We start from the raw sequence: 19,482 nt of genomic DNA on the forward strand, positions 1-19,482 counted from the left end.
AATAATTTGACTATAACGTTTCAAGATTTTCAATTAAGCGAAAGTCTCATGAAAGCTATTAACCGCATGGGATTTGAAGAAGCAACACCGATTCAATCGGAAACAATTCCTCTCGGTCTTCAGAATAAAGATGTCATCGGACAAGCACAAACAGGAACAGGAAAAACAGCAGCATTTGGTATTCCTCTTGTAGAAAAAATCGACCCAGCGTCTCCTAATATCCAAGCGATTATTATTGCGCCAACAAGAGAATTAGCAATTCAAGTATCTGAAGAGCTATACAAAATCGGTCAAGACAAGCGTGCACGCGTTCTTCCGATTTACGGTGGACAAGATATCAGCCGCCAAATCCGTTCGCTCAAGAAGAATCCTCATATCATCGTAGGGACTCCAGGACGTTTACTCGATCACATTAACCGTCGTACAATGCGTCTTCAAAATGTTGAAACAGTTGTGCTTGATGAAGCAGATGAAATGCTAAACATGGGTTTCATTGAAGACATTGAATCGATCCTTTCAAATGTACCAAGTGAACACCAAACACTTTTATTCTCTGCTACAATGCCTGCACCAATTAAGCGCATTGCAGAACGTTTCATGACAAACCCAGAGCATGTAAAAGTAAAAGCAAAAGAAATGACAGTATCTAACATCCAACAGTTCTACTTGGATATTCACGAACGTAAGAAGTTTGATACATTGACTCGTCTTCTTGACATTCAATCACCTGAGCTTTCAATTGTCTTCGGCCGTACGAAGCGCCGTGTTGACGAATTGACAGAAGCACTTAACCTTAGAGGTTATACAGCTGAAGGAATTCATGGTGACCTGACACAAGCGAAACGTATGGTTGCGCTTCGTAAATTCAAAGAAGGTTCAATCGATGTGCTTGTAGCAACAGACGTTGCAGCACGTGGACTTGATATCTCAGGCGTAACACACGTGTATAACTTTGACGTGCCACAAGATCCAGAGAGCTACGTACACCGTATTGGACGTACAGGACGTGCTGGACGTACAGGTATGGCGGTGACATTTATCACACCGCGTGAAAAAGATATGCTTCGTGCGATTGAGCAAACGACTAAACGTAAAATGGAACGTATGAAAGAACCAACTCTAGATGAAGCAATTGAAGGTCAACAGCAAGTAACCATTGATCGTCTGCGCACAATCATCAGTGAAAACAACTTAAACTTCTACATGACAGCTGCTGCTGAATTGCTAGAAGATAATGATTCTGTCACAGTGGTTGCGGCTGCCATCAAAATGATGACAAAAGAGCCAGATGCAACGCCTGTTCGTTTGACAGATGAAGCACCAATGATTTCAAAACGCAATCGCAACAACCGCAGCTCTTCTAAACGTAGAGACGGCGGCGGAGGAGGCGGCTATCGCGGGAAAAGCCGTTCATCGTACGGTGATAAAAAGCGTTCATCAAATGACCGCAATCGTTCTTCTAACGATCGTCGTCAAAAGAAATCTTATAACAACTAACATACAAGAGCGAATCCTTTGCAGGGTTCGCTTTTTTTAACAGGTTTGTTGAAACTTTTTAGGCTTTGTTTCGTAATATATTGATAGAAAAGTAAGAGAATGGGGGAAGAATGTGAGAAAACAGCCGCAACGTCAAATTAGTTTAAATGGTTTAAAGGTATGGCGTCTTCAAAATGGAATTATCTCATTGATTTTCTTACTCATCATCATTGGGGTATTTATTGCTAGTTATTATTTTCAATGGCCATATTGGATTGGCGCCATCCTCGCAGGTTTATGGGTCTTACAGGTCATTTTTGGCATTTGGCTTATACCGAAAATCCGTCATCGCATCTGGCGCTACGAAGTATTCGAAAATGAAATTGAAATTCAGCATGGACTCATTCGTGTCACACGTGTGATTGTACCGATGGTGCGAGTCCAGCATGTCGATACATCGCAAGGGCCGCTTTTAAGGCGTTACCGTTTGGCATCTGTTCAAATATCGACTGCTGCCACAGTTCATGATATACCGGCGCTAGAATTAGAAGAAGCAGATGAGCTTCGTGATTACATATCTCGTTTAGCAAGGGTGACGGAAGATGATGTCTGAACCAAAACGTGTACATCCAATCTCGATGTTCATTGATTTTATATCAGATGCCGTATCCATGATCAAAAACTTCATTATCCCTTTTTTCGTGCTTATTTTTGTGAACTCGAATTCGAGCATTCGTTTTTATGCATTTATCATTCTCGGTGTGCTTCTTTTATGGAAAGCTGTTTCAACCGTTTTAGCATGGAGGCGATTCACCTATCGGATGGAAGATGATGAATTTCGCGTGGAATCGGGCGTCATCACAAAAAAGAAAAAATATATTTCATTAGAACGAATTCAAACGGTGAATACAAGTGAAGGTATCTTCCAGCGGATCTTCGGTTTGGTGCGGGTCCAAATCGAAACAGCAGGCGGAACAGACGGTCCGGAAGTGAGCCTGACGGCGATTACAAAAGCAGAAGCGGAACAATTAAAGCAATCGATTTTCAACCGGAAGAAAAGCTTGCAGCAAGAAGAAATGGTGGATGAAAATGGAGAAGTGCCTCATGATCCTCTGACAGCGCCACAACCTGTAGAAGAAATGAATGTTTCCTACCGGATGGGTGTACAAGAGCTGCTTTTGGCGGCGACCACTTCAAGCGGGATCGGAGTCATTATTTCTGGGTGTCTCGCCATTTACACACAAATAGATGAAATTCTCCCTTTGGACGGATTCTTCAAGCGGTTCTCTTTTTTAAGTCATGCGAGTGTTGAGATTTATGCGATTCTCATATTTATTGCCGTATTGATTGCTTGGATTCTTAGTGTTGGGGTAACAGCCCTTCAATATGCGAATTTTACCGCGAAACGAAAAGGGAAAGACATCATCATCACAAGAGGGCTCATCGAGAGACATCAAATGACCATTCCACTTGCGAGAATTCAAGCAGTGAAAATCAAAGAAAATATTCTCCGTGAGCCCTTTGGCTTTGCGACTGTGATGCTTGTGAGCGCAGGAGGTTCTATTACAGAAAAAGAAACCTCTTCCGTCTTATTTCCACTGATTCGGAAGAAGAAAATCAACGAACTTCTGTCTCAATTCACAGGTCATTATCACTTGGCGCCAGAAGCTGAACTGAAAAAGGTGCCAAAGCGTTCACTCAAGCGCTACCTGATCTCTTTCGGCTTTGTGCCATTACTTGTCGGTGTGATCCTATCTGTACGTTTTCCGCCATGGGGGTATTTGGCACTCATTCCGCTTCCTATTGCTTTGGTTTTTGGCTATTTAGCTTATAAACAATCAGGCTATACGATCAAAGATCCATTGATTCAGCTGACATCAAGAGGCATTGGCAAAACTACTGGCATTGTCTTGAGAAAACGAATGCAAAACTATACGATGACGCAATCTTTCTTCCAAAAGAAAGGACGAGTGGCGAGTATTCACACCTTTGTGAAATCCTCTGCACTGCTTGATTCCTTTGGTGTGCATCACCTTGAGGAAGAAGATGCTGCACGTGTAATGGATTGGTATTCGTATGAAAAAAATAAACCTTCTTAAACAAAAAATGTCGATCCGCTTCCCGTTCATAGGAGTGATCGACATTTTTTATGAGGTTAATAGCGTCTTTTTTTTGAATGGAAAAATAGCGTAATCGGTGCTAGGAGCATGCCGCCGATCAATCCAAATAAGTGAGCCATAATATTGATGTTTGAGTTGACGAACGTCATGATGACAGAGACTGCAAGAATCGTTATGATCACCTGCGAATTGCCGCGGTCCATCATGTGCGGTTTAAATAGAACAAGGTATAAATAAACGCCAAACAAACCGAAGATCGCACCAGAAGCGCCGACATGTACATATTCCAAAGGCTCCACCCAATAGGTTCCGAGATTGCCAATGAACCCTGCACCAAGATAGATGATCAGAAATCGAACCTTCCCAAGCAAATACTCCAGCGCTGGAGCGAATAAGAACAAAGACATAGAATTGAACAAAATATGGGTCAGACTTCCGTGAAGGAAAATAGGTGTGACGAGCCGCCACCATTCTCCGGCAGCTACACCATAATTGAAACCGATGAGATGGTCGTGACCAAGCTGTATAAGAGGGATAGGAATCGCAAATAGAAGCCACAGACCAATTTGCAAAGCAAGGATCGTTGTTACGATTGGATACGATCTAATAAATTGTTGAAAGCTCTCCGTTCGAATAAACATAACAAACCCCTTTTGACTAGATAATGGTAAGTTTATAGTAACACGTTTATGAAGAGAACATCCAAATTAGTACGAGTATCATAGGAGGTACCTCATGATCAAAGGAATAGGCATTGATATTGTAGAAATCAACCGGCTCGCGCGAGTGCTTAACAGACAGCCTCGTTTACCAGAACGAATTTTAACGTTAAGTGAACAAGACATCTTTAACGAACTCAGTGAAAAGAGGCAGCTGGAATTTTTGGCGGGACGGTTTGCAGCAAAGGAAGCTTTCGCTAAAGCTTACGGAACGGGAATCGGCCGGCATTTAAGCTTTCATGACTTGGAAATTCAGAAAGACGAACATGGAAAACCTTTCATCAAAAGCAAGAAAACGATGGGCGACCAGGTTCATGTGTCCATCACTCACACGAAAGAATATGCTGCTGCACAAGTTTTAATTGAAAGGTTGTCAAGCTAGTCTGCATATTGTTTGTCCCCCCTTCATATATTGGGTAGTGCGATAAGGAAGGGCGAGTTGCTAACAGGCTTTGATGGTTCGCGGTACGCAGTTAACTCTTGAGGCGTACTGTTAAAGTCAAACAAGCGGTTTCTTCCTTTTAACACAATTAACGAAGGGGTTGAAAAGGGTGAGAAAAAGCTTTGTTTTGCTTGTAACGGGAATCCTTTTTGTACTGATTCTCTCCGCATGCGGTCAAAAATCTCAGCAGGATATCGTTGGAGATTTAAACAAAAAGGCAGAGGAAATGACATCATACAAAGCCAAAGCAAAAATGACCATTGAGACAGGAAATGACCCGCAGGAGTATCGAGTAGAAATTTGGTACAAGAAGCCGGAACTTTACCGTGTCTATTTAGAAAATCCGAAAAAGGATCAGAGTCAAGTCATTTTAAGAAATGGCAATGGTGTGTTTGTGCTGACACCTTCATTGAACAAGAGCTTCCGTTTCCACAGTGATTGGCCAAATAATAGCAGTCAGGTCTACTTATTTGAGTCACTCGTGAAGGACATTAAAAATGACAGTGCAGCTCAGTTCAAAGCGAAAGAATCAAAGTATGTGTTCGAAACCAAAACCAATTATCAGCACAACCAAATGCTGCCTACCCAAGAGATTACCTTTCATAAAAAAACAATGGCGCCTGCCAGTGTGAAAGTACTGGATAGCGACAAAAAGCCAATGGTGAAAGTGGAATTCTCTCACTTTGAATTCAATAAATCCTTTGACAAAGATGCATTTGATGAGAAGAAAAACATGACACTCTCTCAAATGGATGTAGCCACAAGTGCAGACTCATCTGACAGCTTTGCGGTGAAAACGCCAGTTGATATGCCAGAGGGCGTGAAAAAGATGGAAGAGAAAGAAATGATGACAGATGCTGGGAAACGTTATGTGATGACGTATGGCGGTAAGAAATCCTTCACACTCATTCAGGAAAAAGCGAGAGTAGCTGAAGCATCTACGCCTGTGACGATGAACGGCGAGCCAGTCGACCTTGGCATGACAGTTGGGGTTCTCACAGATCAATCCCTTTCATGGACATCTGACGGAGTGGACTACTTGATTTCTTCAAGTGATCTATCGAAGGAAGAGCTCTTGATGGTTGCAAAGAGTGTAGAAGGCCAGTCAGCTAAATAAATATCTCAGGCGAGAGCCTTGGAAATGAAACATCAGCCCTATGCAAGGGCTGATTTTCTTTGATTTGTTTCACATTATTCTTGATTTTTAGTATCATAATAAAGGTATTGAATCATTCAATAGGGAAGTGTGACGGATGGACACAAATGCCTTTTATAGAGACACATGGACAGAAATTAATTTAACAGCAATTAAGCATAATGTTTCACATATGAAAGATCATATTGGTCAAAGTGTTCAACTGATGGCTGTGGTGAAAGCCAATGCATATGGACATGGAGATATAGAAGTGGCAAGAGCTGCCCTCAAAGCAGGAGCAGACTTATTAGCCGTAGCCTTTTTAGATGAGGCCGTTTCTTTAAGAAATAAAGGCATCAAAGCACCGATTCTTGTACTCGGCGCCGTACCGCCGGAATATGTCAAAGCCGCCGTTCGATACAATGTCATCATGACCGCTTACTCCATCGATTGGCTGAGAGAAGTCACCACAATGATGAAAGGGCAGATGGGACAACCTATACGTTTTCATTTGAAAATAGACAGCGGAATGAACCGATTAGGTGTGAAAACGATAGAGCAAGTGAACGAAGTGAAAAAGCTTGTCAGTGAACACTCTTATTTACAGCTGGAAGGCGTATTTACTCACTTTGCGACAGCAGATGAAAAGGATGAGGCCTACTTTGATCGGCAGGTCGATACCTTTCAAACATTGCTCGAGCCGCTTCATACGGACAAGCTGCTCGTTCATTGCGCCAACAGTGCAGCAGGTCAAAGGTTTAAAGACGTTTTGTTTAATATGGTTCGCTTCGGCATCAGTATGTACGGGCTGTCACCGTCAGAAGAAATCAAGGATGAATTGCCTTTCAAGCTGGAAGAAGCCATGTCTCTTCATACAAAGCTTGCCCATGTGAAGCACATTCAAAAGGGTGAGAGTGTCAGCTACGGGGCGACGTATACAGCCAATCAAGATACGTGGATCGGCACGGTTCCAGTCGGCTATGCAGATGGGTGGATCAGGAAGCTGGCAGGAACGGAAGTGCTCGTTGGCGGAAAGCGCCGGAAGATCGCAGGAAGGGTTTGCATGGATCAATTCATGATTGAACTGAAAGACAATCTTCCAGTAGGGGAGCCGGTCGTTTTAATTGGTAAGCAAGGGGAAGACATGGTATCAGTCGATGAAATCGCAAAAAGGCTTGAAACCATTAACTATGAAGTCACTTGCTCGATTGGCCACCGCATCCCAAGAGTATATATGGAGGACGGCAAAAGAGTGCATGTACGGAATCCGCTGCTTCAAAGCGGGCCAAGCTTTTTATAAACAGTGTTCAAAAGAACGATGGTCAAACTGACTTCGTTCTTTTTTATTCGACAAAAGTAGGGTAAACATTCTCCCTTTTTTAGAGATTTTGGAAATACCGTATGATTTTCGGAAAAAAGCGTATAATGGGAAAGAGGAACTCCATTATCATCTTGATTTACGGGTGGCGAGCCGCTTCATGTTCTAATAAGAAATCATGAAAAAACAGCTTTGCTTGTGCATTGAATAATGGTATGATTAGTCTTGGAATGGATCGATACGGTATCCGTAAGTTTTGTGGAGGTGTATGTTTTTTGTCTGAATCCAGCGCAACAAACGAAATGAAGATTCGACTGCCGGAGACTTTAATGTCTGAGATCGAACGAGTAGCAGAGCAGGATAAGGTAACAAGAAATGAATTGATCTACCGAGCGACAAAAACGTATATTCGTGAACGTAATATTCGACAAAATCGTGAATCGATGAGACGCGGCTACATGGAGATGGCGAAAATTAATCTGAATATCTCTTCAGAGGCACAATACGCAGAGTTTGAGGCTGAGAATACAGTTGAGCGATTAGTCAGCGGGGGTTAAACATTTGATTGTTAAACGCGGTGATGTTTACTTTGCTGATTTATCTCCTGTTGTTGGCTCCGAGCAGGGCGGGGTTCGCCCAGTATTGGTGATTCAAAATGACATTGGAAATCGCTTCAGCCCGACTGCTATCGTTGCAGCCATAACAGCCCAAATACAAAAAGCGAAATTACCGACTCACGTCGAAATCAATGCAAAGCGCTACGGCTTTGAACGGGATTCTGTCATTCTTTTGGAACAGATTCGTACGATCGATAAACAAAGATTGACAGATAAAATTACACATCTTGATGATGAGATGATGGAGAAGGTTGATGAAGCCTTACAAGTTAGTTTGGCTCTTATTGATTTTTAATATGGTGATATTTGGTTGCTCTCCTGTGAGCAACTTTTTTTTGTGTTCATTTTTTATTAAGGCTATAATGGAGAGAGAATGAAAGTTATTGTTTTTTATGTATGTAGGGGGTAAATTATGTCGAATCATATCGTGTTAGCTTTTGCGAGAGCGCACCAAAAGGAATTAGAAAAAGAATGGACTGACATCTTCAAACGACTCGGAGAAGAAGAAACGGACATGATGCTAAACGATAAAATGTATGAAACCATTTGTTCCGAATATGTCCAGCTTATTCTAGCATCCCTTTCAGAGGCGAATGCTGAGGATTTTGAAGAAAAAGTGCAATCTTTTGCTTTAAAAATTGTACAAATGGGTATATCACTTAAGTTACTGGCAAAAGGGCTAACGGAAATCCGTTCACACTTATATCACAAAATGAACAGTGACAAAAATACTGAACAAGGAAGTAATGAGCTCATATGGGAAATTGATCGGTTCATCTCACCAGTTCATAACGAAATATTGAATCACTACTCCATCTCATGGGAGAAAACCGTCAACCTTCAAAAAATTGCGTTACAGGAACTTTCTGCTCCGCTGATTCCGGTGTTTGAGCACATCACTGTCATGCCTCTTGTCGGAACAATTGATACAGACCGTGCGAAGAAGATCATGGAGAATCTGTTAAATGGCGTTGTGAAGCATCGGTCACAGGTGGTCTTAATCGACATCACCGGTGTACCTGTCGTCGATACAATGGTGGCACACCATATCATTCAAGCGTCAGAGGCTGTGAGATTAGTAGGTGCAAAATGCTTATTGGTCGGTATTCGCCCAGAAATCGCCCAAACCATCGTCACCCTTGGAATTGATTTATCTCAAGTTACAACAAAGAATACCCTTCAAAAAGGAATTCAAACTGCTTTAGAAATGACAAATCGAAAAATTGTTTCATTGGAGGGGAAACCCAGTGAGAAATCACCCGAAGATTCCAATCTTAAAATTATATAATTGTCTTCTAATTTCGATACAGTGGGAGCTTGATGACCAAACAGCCCTTCACTTTCAAGAAGACTTGCTGAATAAAATTCATGAAACAGGAGCGAACGGCGTTGTCATTGACCTAACATCTGTTGATATGATCGATTCATTTATTGCAAAAGTATTAGGCGATGTCATCACGATGTCAAAGCTCATGGGGGCAAAAGTTGTATTAACAGGAATACAGCCGGCAGTCGCTGTAACACTGATTGAACTTGGTATATCACTGGAAGAAATTCAGACAGCATTAGATCTTGAACAAGGGCTTGAGACATTGAAGCGGGAATTGGGGGAATAGATATGAAAGACCAATCCTGTGTGAAAATTTTGACGGAATGGGACATAGTTGCGGCAAGACAACTGGGGCGAAATGTTGCTAAAGAATTAGGATTTGGAACAGTTGACCAAGCAAGAATTACGACGGCCATTTCTGAACTAGCTCGAAACATCTATTTATACGCTGGTAAAGGTCAGATTTGTATAGAAGAAGTGATGGAGCGCGGAAAGCGTGGACTCAAAATCATTGCAGCCGATGAAGGGCCTGGCATCATGGATATACGTAAAGTGATGGAAGACGGTTTTTCTACATCAGGCGGACTCGGAGCAGGTCTTCCGGGAGTCAGAAGACTGATGGATGATTTTGAATTAGATTCTACACAAGAACAAGGAACGGAGATAAAAGCTGTTAAGTGGCTTCGCTAGGAGGGAAACCATGGATTTTAAGGAGGTAATGGAGCAGCGGTATCATCAGCTGCTCAGTCGTTATATCAGTGATTTAACTGAAACATCGCTTTATCAAGCTCAAAAATTTAGCCGAAAAACCATTGAGCATCAAATACCTCCTGAAGAAATAGTGAGTGTTCACCGAAAAGTGATTCAGGAGCTATACCCTGATTTGCCGAAAGATGTCTTTCATTCACTAGACTTCTTAATTGAAGTCATGATTGGGTACGGACTAGCTTACCAGGAACATTTAACACTTAGAGGCATCCAGCAAGAAATTAAATCAGAAATCGAAATTGCTGCTAATGTTCAGCAAACCCTTCTGGAAACGAAAATTCCAGAAGGAGACACATTTGATATCGGGGCTATTAGTGTGCCGGCAAAACAGATGAGTGGAGATTATTACCATTTTGTCACCGATCACGATACGATTAATATCGCGATCGCAGATGTCATTGGGAAAGGCATCCCGGCTGCGCTCTGTATGTCGATGATTAAGTATGCGATGGATTCCTTGCCGGAGTCAGGAAGCGGTCCCACAAAGGTGTTAAAAACCCTTAATCGTGTTGTCGAGCAAAACGTAGACCCGAGCATGTTTATTACCATGTTCTATGGCAGCTATAATAAAGCAACGCATGAATTTAAATATGCATCGGCTGGTCATGAGCCGGGCTTTTTCTATTGCAAAAAAGAGAATCAATTTTACGATTTAGACGCTAAGGGACTTGTCCTTGGGATCGCACCAGACTTTGACTATCGGCAGTATGAGAAGTATTTGGACGTCGGGGATATGGTCATCTTATTCTCAGATGGCGTGACAGAATCCAAGTCAGAGGACGGTTTTTTAGAGCGGGAGGATATCAAAACGCTTATAGCAGAGCACCTATCTTATTCAGCTCAGGAAATGGTCGATGCTATCTATGCCAGCTTACTGAAGCTGCAAGATTTTCAGCTTCATGATGACTTTACATTACTTGTTCTGAAAAGAAAGGTTTAGAAAGTAAATATGCGGGTATATAAAATTCTAGGAAACAAGAATTTCGAGGTGAATGCATAATGAATATGTCTATGAAAGAGCATCAAATAGATAATAAGACGAAAATTAGCGTCAGCGGAGAAATCGATGTGTACTCCGCACCTGAGCTAAGAGAAACGCTCATGCCTAAAGCCGAGGCGGGAGAGCATCTTGAAATCTGTTTGAAGGATGTTACGTATATGGATAGTACAGGATTAGGTGTATTTGTTGGGCTGTTTAAAGCAGCTCAAAAAGCAGGCGGAACATTAAAGCTTGAGAACTTATCGGATCGGCTTGTAAGATTGTTTGAAATTACTGGACTAAAGGACATCATTGACATTTCTGCAAATACAGAGGGTGGGGTACAATGAACGAATCAGTAGATTTAATCGAGATGAAAATCCCGGCGAAACCAGAATACGTAGGCATCATTCGTCTGACTCTTTCAGGCGTAGCAAGCCGTATGGGCTATGCCTACGAAGAGATTGAGGACCTAAAAATAGCTGTCAGTGAGGCCTGTACAAATGCGGTTCAGCATGCCTACAAAGGTGCTGTTGGAGAAGATGGAGAGGTAGCTGTTCGCTTTCTTGTCTATGAGGATCGTCTAGAAATCATTGTCTCTGACAAAGGCGGTAGCTTTGACTTTAAGCAAAAGCAGGAAGGACTAGGGCCTTACACATCTGCTCATACGGTGGATCAATTGGCAGAAGGAGGTCTTGGTTTATATTTGATGCAAACATTGATGGATGAAGTCGAGGTGCAAGCAAACTCCGGAGTTACCGTTGCGATGACAAAGTTTTTAAACAGGGAGCGAGTTGACCATGACACAACCATCCAAAACTATGAAACTAACTAAAGATGAAGTGGATCGCCTCATCCAAAGCTATCAAACCAATCAAGACGAGCAGGCGCAGCTCACGCTTGTCGAATGTTATACAAATCTGGTCGATATGCTGGCGAAAAAATATTCCAAAGGGAAAAGTTTTCATGAGGATCTCAGACAAGTTGGAATGATTGGTTTACTCGGTGCCATTAAGCGATATGACCCGCTCGTCGGTAAATCATTTGAAGCCTTTGCGATTCCAACCATTATCGGGGAAATCAAACGCTTTTTACGTGATAAGACATGGAGTGTCCATGTACCAAGGCGGATAAAAGAGCTTGGCCCAAGAATCAAGATGGCAGTTGACCATCTGACAACGGAGACGCAAAAGTCACCTAAGGTACAAGAAATTGCAGAATATCTAGATGTGACAGAGGAAGAAGTACTGGAAACCATGGAGATGGGCAAAAGCTATCAAGCGCTGTCTGTAGACCAAGGCGTTGAGGCTGATTCTGAAGGAAGTACTGTTACCATTTTAGACGTCGTCGGCTCACAGGAAGAAGGCTACGAACGCGTGAACCAAAAAATGATGCTTGAGAGTGTGCTTCATGTTCTGACAGATCGAGAAAAAGAGATTATCAATCTGACTTATTTACAAAATAAGAGTCAGAAAGAAACAGGCGATTTACTCGGGATATCCCAAATGCATGTATCGAGACTGCAACGGAAGGCAGTTAAAAAGCTACGAGATGCATTATCAGAAGATGCGTCTATGGAGCTAGGGTAATGAAGCAGATTGAACAGCATGAGCATGTGAATGCCATTATTTATCAATCGAATAAAGAAGGGAAATCATGCTGCGGGGACAGTTTTTTTATTAAAGCAGATGATGAAGAACTAATTTGTGCTGTGGCAGACGGATTAGGCAGCGGTCAGTTCGCCAATGAATCATCTTCTTTAGTCAGCGAAATTGTCAAAGAATATGGACATGAGGATATGACGACCCTCATCGACAGATGCAATCAGGCTATGAAAAATAAACGCGGGGCCACAGTTGCGATCTTAAAGGTGAATTTTTCCCAGCAGCAATTTACCTATTGTTCGGTTGGTAATATTCGGTTTATCTTGAATGCCCCTTCTGGCGACTATATTTATCCACTTCCGACATCAGGATACTTATCAGGGAAACCTAGAAAATATAAAACTTACACCTATTCCTACGAAAAAGGATCGACATTCATTATGTATTCAGACGGACTGAATGTGCCAAACATGAGAATGTGTTTAAAGCATAGTCATTCAGTTGCAGACATTGCCAAACAGCTTGAAACATACACACAAGACAAGAAAGACGATCTCACCTATGTACTTGGTCAGCTCATGTAAAATAGCTGACCTTTTTTCTGTTTTGCCGGTTTTTTTGATACACTAAAAGAGAAGACACAGTGAGAGGATGCAAAGTATGAAGACATCTGACTTTTTATTGAAACAAATTGCAACAGAATTAAAGCTTTCAACAAAACAAATTGAAAGTGTCATCAAGCTCTTAGAGGATGGTAACACCGTCCCGTTTATTGCCCGTTACCGGAAAGAGCAGACAGGCTCTCTGGATGAGGTACAAATTCAAACCATTTCAGAGCGCTATACATATATCCAAAATGTCATGAACCGAAAAGAAGAAGTCATTCGCTTAATCGCTGAACAAGACAAACTGACGGATGAATTAAAACAAAAAATTGAACAAGCTCATAAACTGCAAGAGGTCGAAGATTTATACCGGCCATTCAAACAAAAACGTAAAACAAAGGCGAATGTAGCCAAAGCAAAAGGGCTGGAGCCGCTGGCGGAATATGTACTCACGCTGCCAAGCGATGAGATCGAGAAGAAGGCTGCTTCTTTTATCAACGAAGAAAAGGAAGTAACAAGTGTAGAAGAGGCACTTGAAGGCGCGCAGCACATCATTGCTGAACAGCTGGCAGATGATCCTGATATGCGGAAATGGATTCGCAGCGAAACGTACCAAAAGGGCAGTCTGGTCACATCAGGAAAAGACATCGAGAGTGATGAGAAAAATGTCTATGAAATGTATTACGATTATCAAGAGCCCATTAAAAAGATAGTGCCTCACCGTGTACTAGCAGTCAATCGTGGGGAGAAGGAAGGCATTTTAAAGGCAGCCATCGAACCACCTGCTGAAAATATTCGTTTCTATCTCGACAAGCAAGTCATAAAAGGCAAACAGACGACGGCGAGACCGTTTATTGAAGCGGCAATTGACGATGCCTATAAACGCCTCATTCAGCCTTCAATCGAACGAGAAATACGCAAAGAGCTGACAGAAAAGGCAGAGGAACAAGCGATTCATATTTTTGCTGAAAACTTAAGAAAACTGCTTCTTCAGCCGCCGATGAAAGGGAAGCGTGTACTAGGAGTCGACCCTGCATTTCGTACAGGCTGTAAGTTAGCCGTCGTGGATGATACGGGCAAAGTCCATCATATTGGTGTCATTTACCCGCATCCGCCTGTACAGAAAAAAGCGGAAGCTAAACAAAAAGTGAAAGAGATCATTCAATCATCAAACATTGAAGTCATTGCGATTGGAAATGGAACAGCCTCAAGAGAGACCGAACAATTCATCGCAGACCTGATTCAAGAGCTGGATCAGCCGGTGTCCTATTTGATCGTGAATGAAGCAGGAGCAAGTGTATACTCCGCGTCTGCACTGGCGCGAGAAGAGTTTCCAGACCTGCAAGTCGAAGAACGAAGCGCCATTTCCATCGCTCGAAGATTACAAGATCCTTTAGCAGAGCTTGTGAAAATTGATCCGAAGTCTGTCGGGGTGGGCCAATACCAGCATGACGTGAGCCAAAAGCAATTAAACAGCTCCTTAACCTTCGGGGTGGAGACAGTCGTCAACCAAGTCGGTGTGAACGTCAATACGGCCTCACAGGCACTGCTGCAATATGTGTCAGGCCTTTCAAAAGCCGTTGCAGGGAATATCGTCAAGCGCCGCGAAGAGATTGGGAGATTCACAAGTAGAAAAGAGCTAAAGGATATTCCAAGACTTGGTGCTAAGACGTATGAGCAGTGTATCGGCTTCCTGCGCATCGCAGACGGGCAAGATCCACTTGATCGTACAGGCATTCACCCAGAGAGCTATAAAGAAACAAAACAGTTCTTACGCATGATCAAGATGACGCCAGATGATCTTGGCACAGAGCAGTTAAAAGAGAAAATCGCTGAGGTCAAACTGGACGAAGCCGCACAGCAGCTTGACATTGGTATCATTACACTTCAGGATATCATCGATCAGCTGACAAGACCTGAGCGTGATCCGCGCGATGAAGTACCAAAACCTCTTTTGAAAACAGATGTGTTGAAATTAGAGGACTTGAAGCAAGGAATGGAGCTGCAAGGAACGGTGAGAAACGTTGTTGACTTCGGTGCATTCGTTGATATTGGAGTAAAGCAGGATGGGCTTGTGCATATTTCAAAGCTAAGCAACCGTTTTGTGAAGCATCCGCTTGACGTTGTATCAGTCGGCGATATTGTGACTGTATGGGTGGACTCTGTTGACCAGGCAAAAGGCCGCGTTGCCCTCTCCATGCTGAAACCAGAGTAAACAAAAACGAGGCGCACCTCAGGATGGGGTGTGCCTTGATGCGACTGAATGTTTTTTCCTATAGAAGTACCAGCATTGATTCAGCAATTTGATTTGGTAATGATTTTTTTCAAAAAATGCCTTCTGCATCTGATTTTTCAGCCAGTTGGGCATCGCCCATTCCTCCTTTGATCGAAACAGTGGGTGTACCTTTAATGTATGCAAAGGGGAAATTGTCCCGTTCGAGGTTTTTATAGAAAGGAACGATCTTGATTGAACGAGAGAGAGTTACAGCAGTTGACAGAGCATATTTCTGAGCAGTTCTTTGGTAAGGTATTCCGCCATCAGGCTGTTTTTAATGACCGTCTCAAAACGACAGGCGGGAGATATTTGCTTGGTACACACAATATTGAGTTGAATCGCCGATATTTAGAGGAGCATGGAAGAGCTGAATTGATCGGGATCATCAAGCATGAATTGTGTCATTATCATCTGCATCTTGAGGGGAAAGGCTATCAGCATCGTGACCGTGCCTTTAAAGAGCTGTTAAAGCAAGTAGGAGCCCCGCGTTTTTGTACACCGCTAAAGACCGTACAAAATAAACGGCGTGTACAGAAACGTCTTGAATATGTCTGCACAGGATGCGGTCAGTATTTTATCAGGAAAAGACGGTTTGATACCTCTCGTTATGTGTGCAGTGTCTGCAAAGGGAAATTAAAATGGCAGCGTACAATCGGTTCAGAGTGATAAGCATTTCTCTATGGGGATGCTTTTTTGTGTTCAATGTAATTGATCATCGTGATATGCAGGACATGAAGTAGACATATTGAGACAAATAGAGACACAAGTCTCATTTTGTCTCTTTTTTGATCGGTGTGAATCGTTCAAAACCTAATTTTCAAGTGCCGTGATGTTGGCACGTTTTTTGCTTGTATATAAGTGCAAGCAAAAAAGATAGGAGGTTTTACCTTATGGAAATGGCACTGACAAAGGAAAAAGCCGTTTGGATGTATCAAAAAATGCAGGAAATCCGCCAATTTGAAGATCAAGTACACACGCTTTTTACAAAAGGGATTTTGCCAGGTTTTGTTCATCTTTATGCTGGTGAAGAAGCTGTTGCTGTAGGAGTCTGCGCTCATCTGAATGAACAAGACAGTATTACAAGTACCCACCGCGGCCACGGCCATTGTATTGCTAAGGGCTGTGATCTAAAAAGAATGATGGCAGAAATTTATGGGAAAGCCACAGGTCTGTGTAAAGGAAAGGGAGGGTCCATGCACATCGCAGATTTTGATAAAGGAATGCTTGGTGCCAATGGAATTGTTGGAGGTGGATTTCCACTTGCGTGCGGGGCAGCCCTAACAGCTAAATATAAGAAGACAAAAAATGTAAGCGTTTGCTTTTTTGGGGATGGTGCAAACAATCAAGGAACATTTCACGAAGGAATCAATCTCGCAGCCATCTGGAAACTGCCTGTCATTTTCATCGCAGAAAACAATGGTTACGGGGAAGCGACGCCATTTTCCTATGCTTCAAGCTGTAAATCAATCGTGGATCGAGCCGCCAGTTATGGCATTCCGGGTATTCAAGTAGATGGAAAAGATGTGACCGCCGTTTACCAAGCAGCAGAACAAGCGATAGAACGAGCAAAAAATGGAGAAGGTCCGACATTGATTGAATGCATGACATATCGGAATTATGGTCATTTTGAAGGAGATGCCCAGCGTTACAAAACAAATCAAGAAAGAACAGAACATCAAGAGGAGAGAGATGCCATCGCTCTTTTTAAAAATGAATTGATAAAAAAGCAGCTGCTTACGGATAAAGAGATATCAAATATCGAAGCGGCTGTAACGGAAGCGATAGATGAAGCCGTTAGATTCAGTGAAGAAAGTGAATATCCAGATCATACCGAATTACTGACCGATGTGTATGTTTCGTATCAATAAATCAGAAAGGGGAGAGGAAAATGACAAGAGAAATCAGCATGTCTAGTGCTTTGAATGAAGCGATTAAACTGGCAATGAGAAGAGACGAGGATGTCATTTTAATGGGGGAAGATGTTGCGGGAGGCGCTCATGTAGATCACTTACAGGATGATGAAGCATGGGGCGGTGTTCTTGGTGTAACCAAAGGAATCGTCCAGGAGTTTGGACGTGAACGTGTCCTTGACACACCGATTAGTGAAGCTGGCTATGTAGGCGCGGCCATGGCAGCTGCTTCAACAGGGCTAAGACCAATTGCGGAGCTCATGTTTAATGATTTTATCGGTACCTGTCTGGACCAAGTGCTGAATCAAGGAGCAAAATTTCGATACATGTTTGGCGGAAAAGCAGAGGTGCCGATCACGATTAGAACGACACATGGAGCCGGCTTTAGAGCAGCAGCCCAGCATTCGCAAAGTTTGTATGCGCTGTTTACAAGCATCCCTGGATTAAAAGTAGTTGTGCCTTCATCACCTTATGATGCCAAAGGGCTGCTGCTGGCAGCAATCGAGGATCAGGATCCTGTCGTCTTTTTTGAAGACAAGACGCTTTACAATATCACAGGAGATGTGCCAGAGAGATATTATACACTGCCGCTTGGTAAAGCAGATGTGAAGAGAGAAGGCTCAGACGTGACCATCTTTGCAGTAGGCAAACAAGTGTATACAGCACTCGAAGCGGCAGAGGAGTTAGCTGCACGTGGTATTGAAGCTGAGGTGATTGATCCAAGAAGCTTGTCGCCACTCGATGAAGAGGCCATTCTGACTTCGGTAGAAAAAACAAATCGGCTTGTCATTGTGGATGAAGCAAATCCAAGGTGCGGAATTGCCGCAGACATCTCGTCTTTGGTTGCAGATAAAGGATTCGATTTACTTGACGCTCCAATCAAAAAAGTGACGGCTCCTCATACACCGGTACCGTTTTCACCACCTCTTGAAGATATCTATCTGCCGACACCTGATAAGGTTGTGAACACCGTATTAGAGATGATTGGCAAGAGTCATGACAAGATATTGAACTAAAGAAAGGAGAGAGGGAGATGGCTGTCGAGGTTGTGATGCCTAAATTGGGCATGTCGATGAAAGAAGGAACGGTATCTGTCTGGAATAAGGAGGTCGGTGAGACCGTAAATAAAGGGGAAAGCATTGCAAGCATCAATTCTGAAAAAATTGAAATGGAGATCGAATCACCTGCTGAAGGAACCATATTGGATATAAAAGTGTCTGAGGGAGAAGGTGTACCGCCTGGCACGGTCATCTGCTATATCGGTGAAGGAAATGAACAGGTGGAGGAAAAGAAAGATAGAGACATCCAGTCAAAACCAAAGAAAGAGAGAAAGAAAATCTCCCCTGTTGCTCGTAAAATTGCTAACAATGCAAATCTGGACATTGACACGCTGGTGGGAACCGGACCAGATGGGAGAATTACAAAAGACGATGTGCTTCAGGCACTTCCTGATCAAAAAGAGAAACAAATACAAAACAATAAGACAGACCATCAACCTGTGAACATGATGCGGAAAACAATTGCCTCAAGGATGATGGAAAGTCTGCAAACAAGTGCACAATTAACCATTACGATGAAAGCGGACGTGACAAAACTGACAATACTACAACCTCAGTTGAACGAAACAGCCATAGCCCGTCACGATACAAAATTGACCATGACCGATTTTGTAGCCAAAGCAGCGATCCTTTCATTAATCGAACATCCTGAGATGAACAGTCAATATCAAAATGAAAGAGTGGAAACTTTTGAGTATGTTCATCTTGGGATAGCTGCTGCTTTAGAAAACGGCTTAGCTGTGCCAGTTATTCGACATGCGGAGCGGTTATCGCTCATTGAGCTAGCGAAGACCATCAAATTGTATGGCAAAAAAGCACGTGAAGGCAAACTTCTTCACGATGAAATCGAAGGCTCTACCTTTACGATCACCAACCTAGGTGCCTACGGTGTAGAGCATTTCACGCCAATTTTGAATCCGCCGGAAGCGGGTATTCTTGGCGTCGGAACAATGTATGAAACCCCTGTTTATCGAGATGATGAATTGTGCAAAGGGACCATCCTGCCACTCAGTCTTACGTTTGATCACCGCGTGCTGGACGGAGCACCGGCATCCGCATTTTTATCAACGGTCAAAGCATATTTAGAAGAACCAATATCCATCCTTTTATAGGAAGAAGGTGAACG

At 42.8% G+C, this 19,482-nt stretch carries 23 protein-coding genes; 21 read left to right on the plus strand and 2 right to left on the minus strand.

What is annotated here, in order from left to right; translation table 11 throughout:
* Positions 1-6: 6 nt before the first annotated feature.
* The 3 genes from cshA (at position 7) to C6W21_RS16180 (ending at position 3,575) form a co-directional block, all read left to right on the plus strand.
* On the plus strand, positions 7-1,497 hold the full coding sequence (gene cshA / locus C6W21_RS16170) for a degradosome RNA helicase CshA (RefSeq protein ID WP_142392858.1): 1,491 nt from the start codon (positions 7-9) through the stop codon (positions 1,495-1,497).
* 112 nt (positions 1,498-1,609) lie between these two features.
* A complete protein-coding gene (locus C6W21_RS16175; protein WP_106056739.1) occupies positions 1,610-2,089 on the plus strand; it encodes a PH domain-containing protein in 480 nt (159 codons plus the stop codon).
* Positions 2,079-3,575, plus strand: coding sequence for a PH domain-containing protein (locus tag C6W21_RS16180; protein WP_106056741.1), 1,497 nt, complete (start codon positions 2,079-2,081; stop codon positions 3,573-3,575). Before C6W21_RS16175 ends, C6W21_RS16180 begins: the two co-directional genes overlap by 11 nt.
* A 56-nt stretch (positions 3,576-3,631) precedes the next feature.
* Here the strand turns inward: C6W21_RS16180 and C6W21_RS16185 are convergent, their stop codons facing one another.
* Positions 3,632-4,237, minus strand: a complete 606-nt coding sequence (locus C6W21_RS16185; RefSeq protein ID WP_106056743.1) for a rhomboid family intramembrane serine protease — start codon at positions 4,235-4,237, stop codon at positions 3,632-3,634.
* Between the two features lie 94 nt (positions 4,238-4,331).
* Between C6W21_RS16185 and acpS the strand changes: the two genes are divergently transcribed.
* From acpS to C6W21_RS16255, 14 genes are all read left to right on the plus strand, one after another.
* A complete protein-coding gene (gene acpS / locus C6W21_RS16190; RefSeq protein WP_106056745.1) occupies positions 4,332-4,697 on the plus strand; it encodes a holo-ACP synthase in 366 nt (121 codons plus the stop codon).
* A 160-nt stretch (positions 4,698-4,857) separates the two neighbouring features.
* Positions 4,858-5,874 carry a LolA family protein gene (locus C6W21_RS16195; RefSeq protein WP_095286222.1) on the plus strand — a complete coding sequence of 339 codons (1,017 nt, stop codon included), beginning with the start codon at positions 4,858-4,860 and terminating at the stop codon, positions 5,872-5,874.
* A gap of 136 nt (positions 5,875-6,010) precedes the next feature.
* The gene (alr, locus tag C6W21_RS16200) at positions 6,011-7,192 is read left to right on the plus strand and encodes an alanine racemase (protein ID WP_106056747.1); all 1,182 of its coding nucleotides are present in this window, start codon (positions 6,011-6,013) and stop codon (positions 7,190-7,192) included.
* Positions 7,193-7,485: 293 nt separating this feature from the next.
* Positions 7,486-7,767, plus strand: coding sequence for a hypothetical protein (locus C6W21_RS16205; protein WP_012008995.1), 282 nt, complete (start codon positions 7,486-7,488; stop codon positions 7,765-7,767).
* Between the two features lie 4 nt (positions 7,768-7,771).
* Entirely contained in the window at positions 7,772-8,122 is a 351-nt protein-coding gene (ndoA, locus tag C6W21_RS16210) for a type II toxin-antitoxin system endoribonuclease NdoA (protein ID WP_003214169.1), read from the plus strand.
* A 117-nt stretch (positions 8,123-8,239) separates the two neighbouring features.
* Positions 8,240-9,115 (plus strand): RsbT co-antagonist protein RsbRA, encoded by an 876-nt coding sequence (locus C6W21_RS16215; protein WP_045210228.1) that lies wholly within the window; start codon positions 8,240-8,242, stop codon positions 9,113-9,115.
* Positions 9,075-9,443, plus strand: coding sequence for an RsbT antagonist protein RsbS (rsbS, locus tag C6W21_RS16220; RefSeq protein ID WP_003214235.1), 369 nt, complete (start codon positions 9,075-9,077; stop codon positions 9,441-9,443). Before C6W21_RS16215 ends, rsbS begins: the two co-directional genes overlap by 41 nt.
* A gap of 2 nt (positions 9,444-9,445) precedes the next feature.
* A complete protein-coding gene (locus tag C6W21_RS16225; protein WP_034663954.1) occupies positions 9,446-9,847 on the plus strand; it encodes an anti-sigma regulatory factor in 402 nt (133 codons plus the stop codon).
* A gap of 10 nt (positions 9,848-9,857) precedes the next feature.
* Positions 9,858-10,865: a PP2C family protein-serine/threonine phosphatase gene (locus tag C6W21_RS16230; protein WP_106056749.1), complete on the plus strand. Its 1,008-nt coding sequence runs from the start codon at positions 9,858-9,860 to the stop codon at positions 10,863-10,865.
* 59 nt (positions 10,866-10,924) lie between these two features.
* Entirely contained in the window at positions 10,925-11,254 is a 330-nt protein-coding gene (locus C6W21_RS16235; RefSeq protein WP_106031678.1) for an anti-sigma factor antagonist, read from the plus strand.
* The gene (gene rsbW, locus C6W21_RS16240) at positions 11,251-11,739 is read left to right on the plus strand and encodes an anti-sigma B factor RsbW (RefSeq protein WP_106031679.1); all 489 of its coding nucleotides are present in this window, start codon (positions 11,251-11,253) and stop codon (positions 11,737-11,739) included. Before C6W21_RS16235 ends, rsbW begins: the two co-directional genes overlap by 4 nt.
* On the plus strand, positions 11,705-12,493 hold the full coding sequence (gene sigB / locus C6W21_RS16245; protein WP_099679665.1) for an RNA polymerase sigma factor SigB: 789 nt from the start codon (positions 11,705-11,707) through the stop codon (positions 12,491-12,493). Before rsbW ends, sigB begins: the two co-directional genes overlap by 35 nt.
* Complete coding sequence (locus C6W21_RS16250; protein WP_106056751.1) at positions 12,493-13,092, plus strand: PP2C family serine/threonine-protein phosphatase; 600 nt, start codon at positions 12,493-12,495, stop codon at positions 13,090-13,092. The genes sigB and C6W21_RS16250 overlap by 1 nt, the downstream gene beginning before the upstream one ends.
* 76 nt (positions 13,093-13,168) lie before the next feature.
* Positions 13,169-15,328, plus strand: a complete 2,160-nt coding sequence (locus C6W21_RS16255; protein WP_106051358.1) for a Tex family protein — start codon at positions 13,169-13,171, stop codon at positions 15,326-15,328.
* A gap of 18 nt (positions 15,329-15,346) precedes the next feature.
* On the opposite strand, the gene cmpA is transcribed toward C6W21_RS16255, so the two are convergent.
* Positions 15,347-15,481: a cortex morphogenetic protein CmpA gene (gene cmpA / locus C6W21_RS16260; RefSeq protein WP_012009003.1), complete on the minus strand. Its 135-nt coding sequence runs from the start codon at positions 15,479-15,481 to the stop codon at positions 15,347-15,349.
* Positions 15,482-15,580: 99 nt separating this feature from the next.
* Between cmpA and C6W21_RS16265 the strand changes: the two genes are divergently transcribed.
* From C6W21_RS16265 to C6W21_RS16280, 4 genes are all read left to right on the plus strand, one after another.
* Positions 15,581-16,054 (plus strand): SprT family protein, encoded by a 474-nt coding sequence (locus C6W21_RS16265; RefSeq protein ID WP_106051360.1) that lies wholly within the window; start codon positions 15,581-15,583, stop codon positions 16,052-16,054.
* A 224-nt stretch (positions 16,055-16,278) separates the two neighbouring features.
* On the plus strand, positions 16,279-17,256 hold the full coding sequence (locus tag C6W21_RS16270; RefSeq protein ID WP_106051362.1) for a thiamine pyrophosphate-dependent dehydrogenase E1 component subunit alpha: 978 nt from the start codon (positions 16,279-16,281) through the stop codon (positions 17,254-17,256).
* Between the two features lie 20 nt (positions 17,257-17,276).
* Positions 17,277-18,314 (plus strand): alpha-ketoacid dehydrogenase subunit beta, encoded by a 1,038-nt coding sequence (locus C6W21_RS16275; RefSeq protein ID WP_106051364.1) that lies wholly within the window; start codon positions 17,277-17,279, stop codon positions 18,312-18,314.
* 17 nt (positions 18,315-18,331) lie between these two features.
* Positions 18,332-19,468, plus strand: coding sequence for a dihydrolipoamide acetyltransferase family protein (locus C6W21_RS16280; protein ID WP_106051368.1), 1,137 nt, complete (start codon positions 18,332-18,334; stop codon positions 19,466-19,468).
* The last annotated feature ends 14 nt before the right edge of the window (positions 19,469-19,482 follow it).

This window comes from Bacillus sp. NMCN1, from assembly GCF_002998085.1.
Lineage (GTDB): Bacteria > Bacillota > Bacilli > Bacillales > Bacillaceae > Bacillus.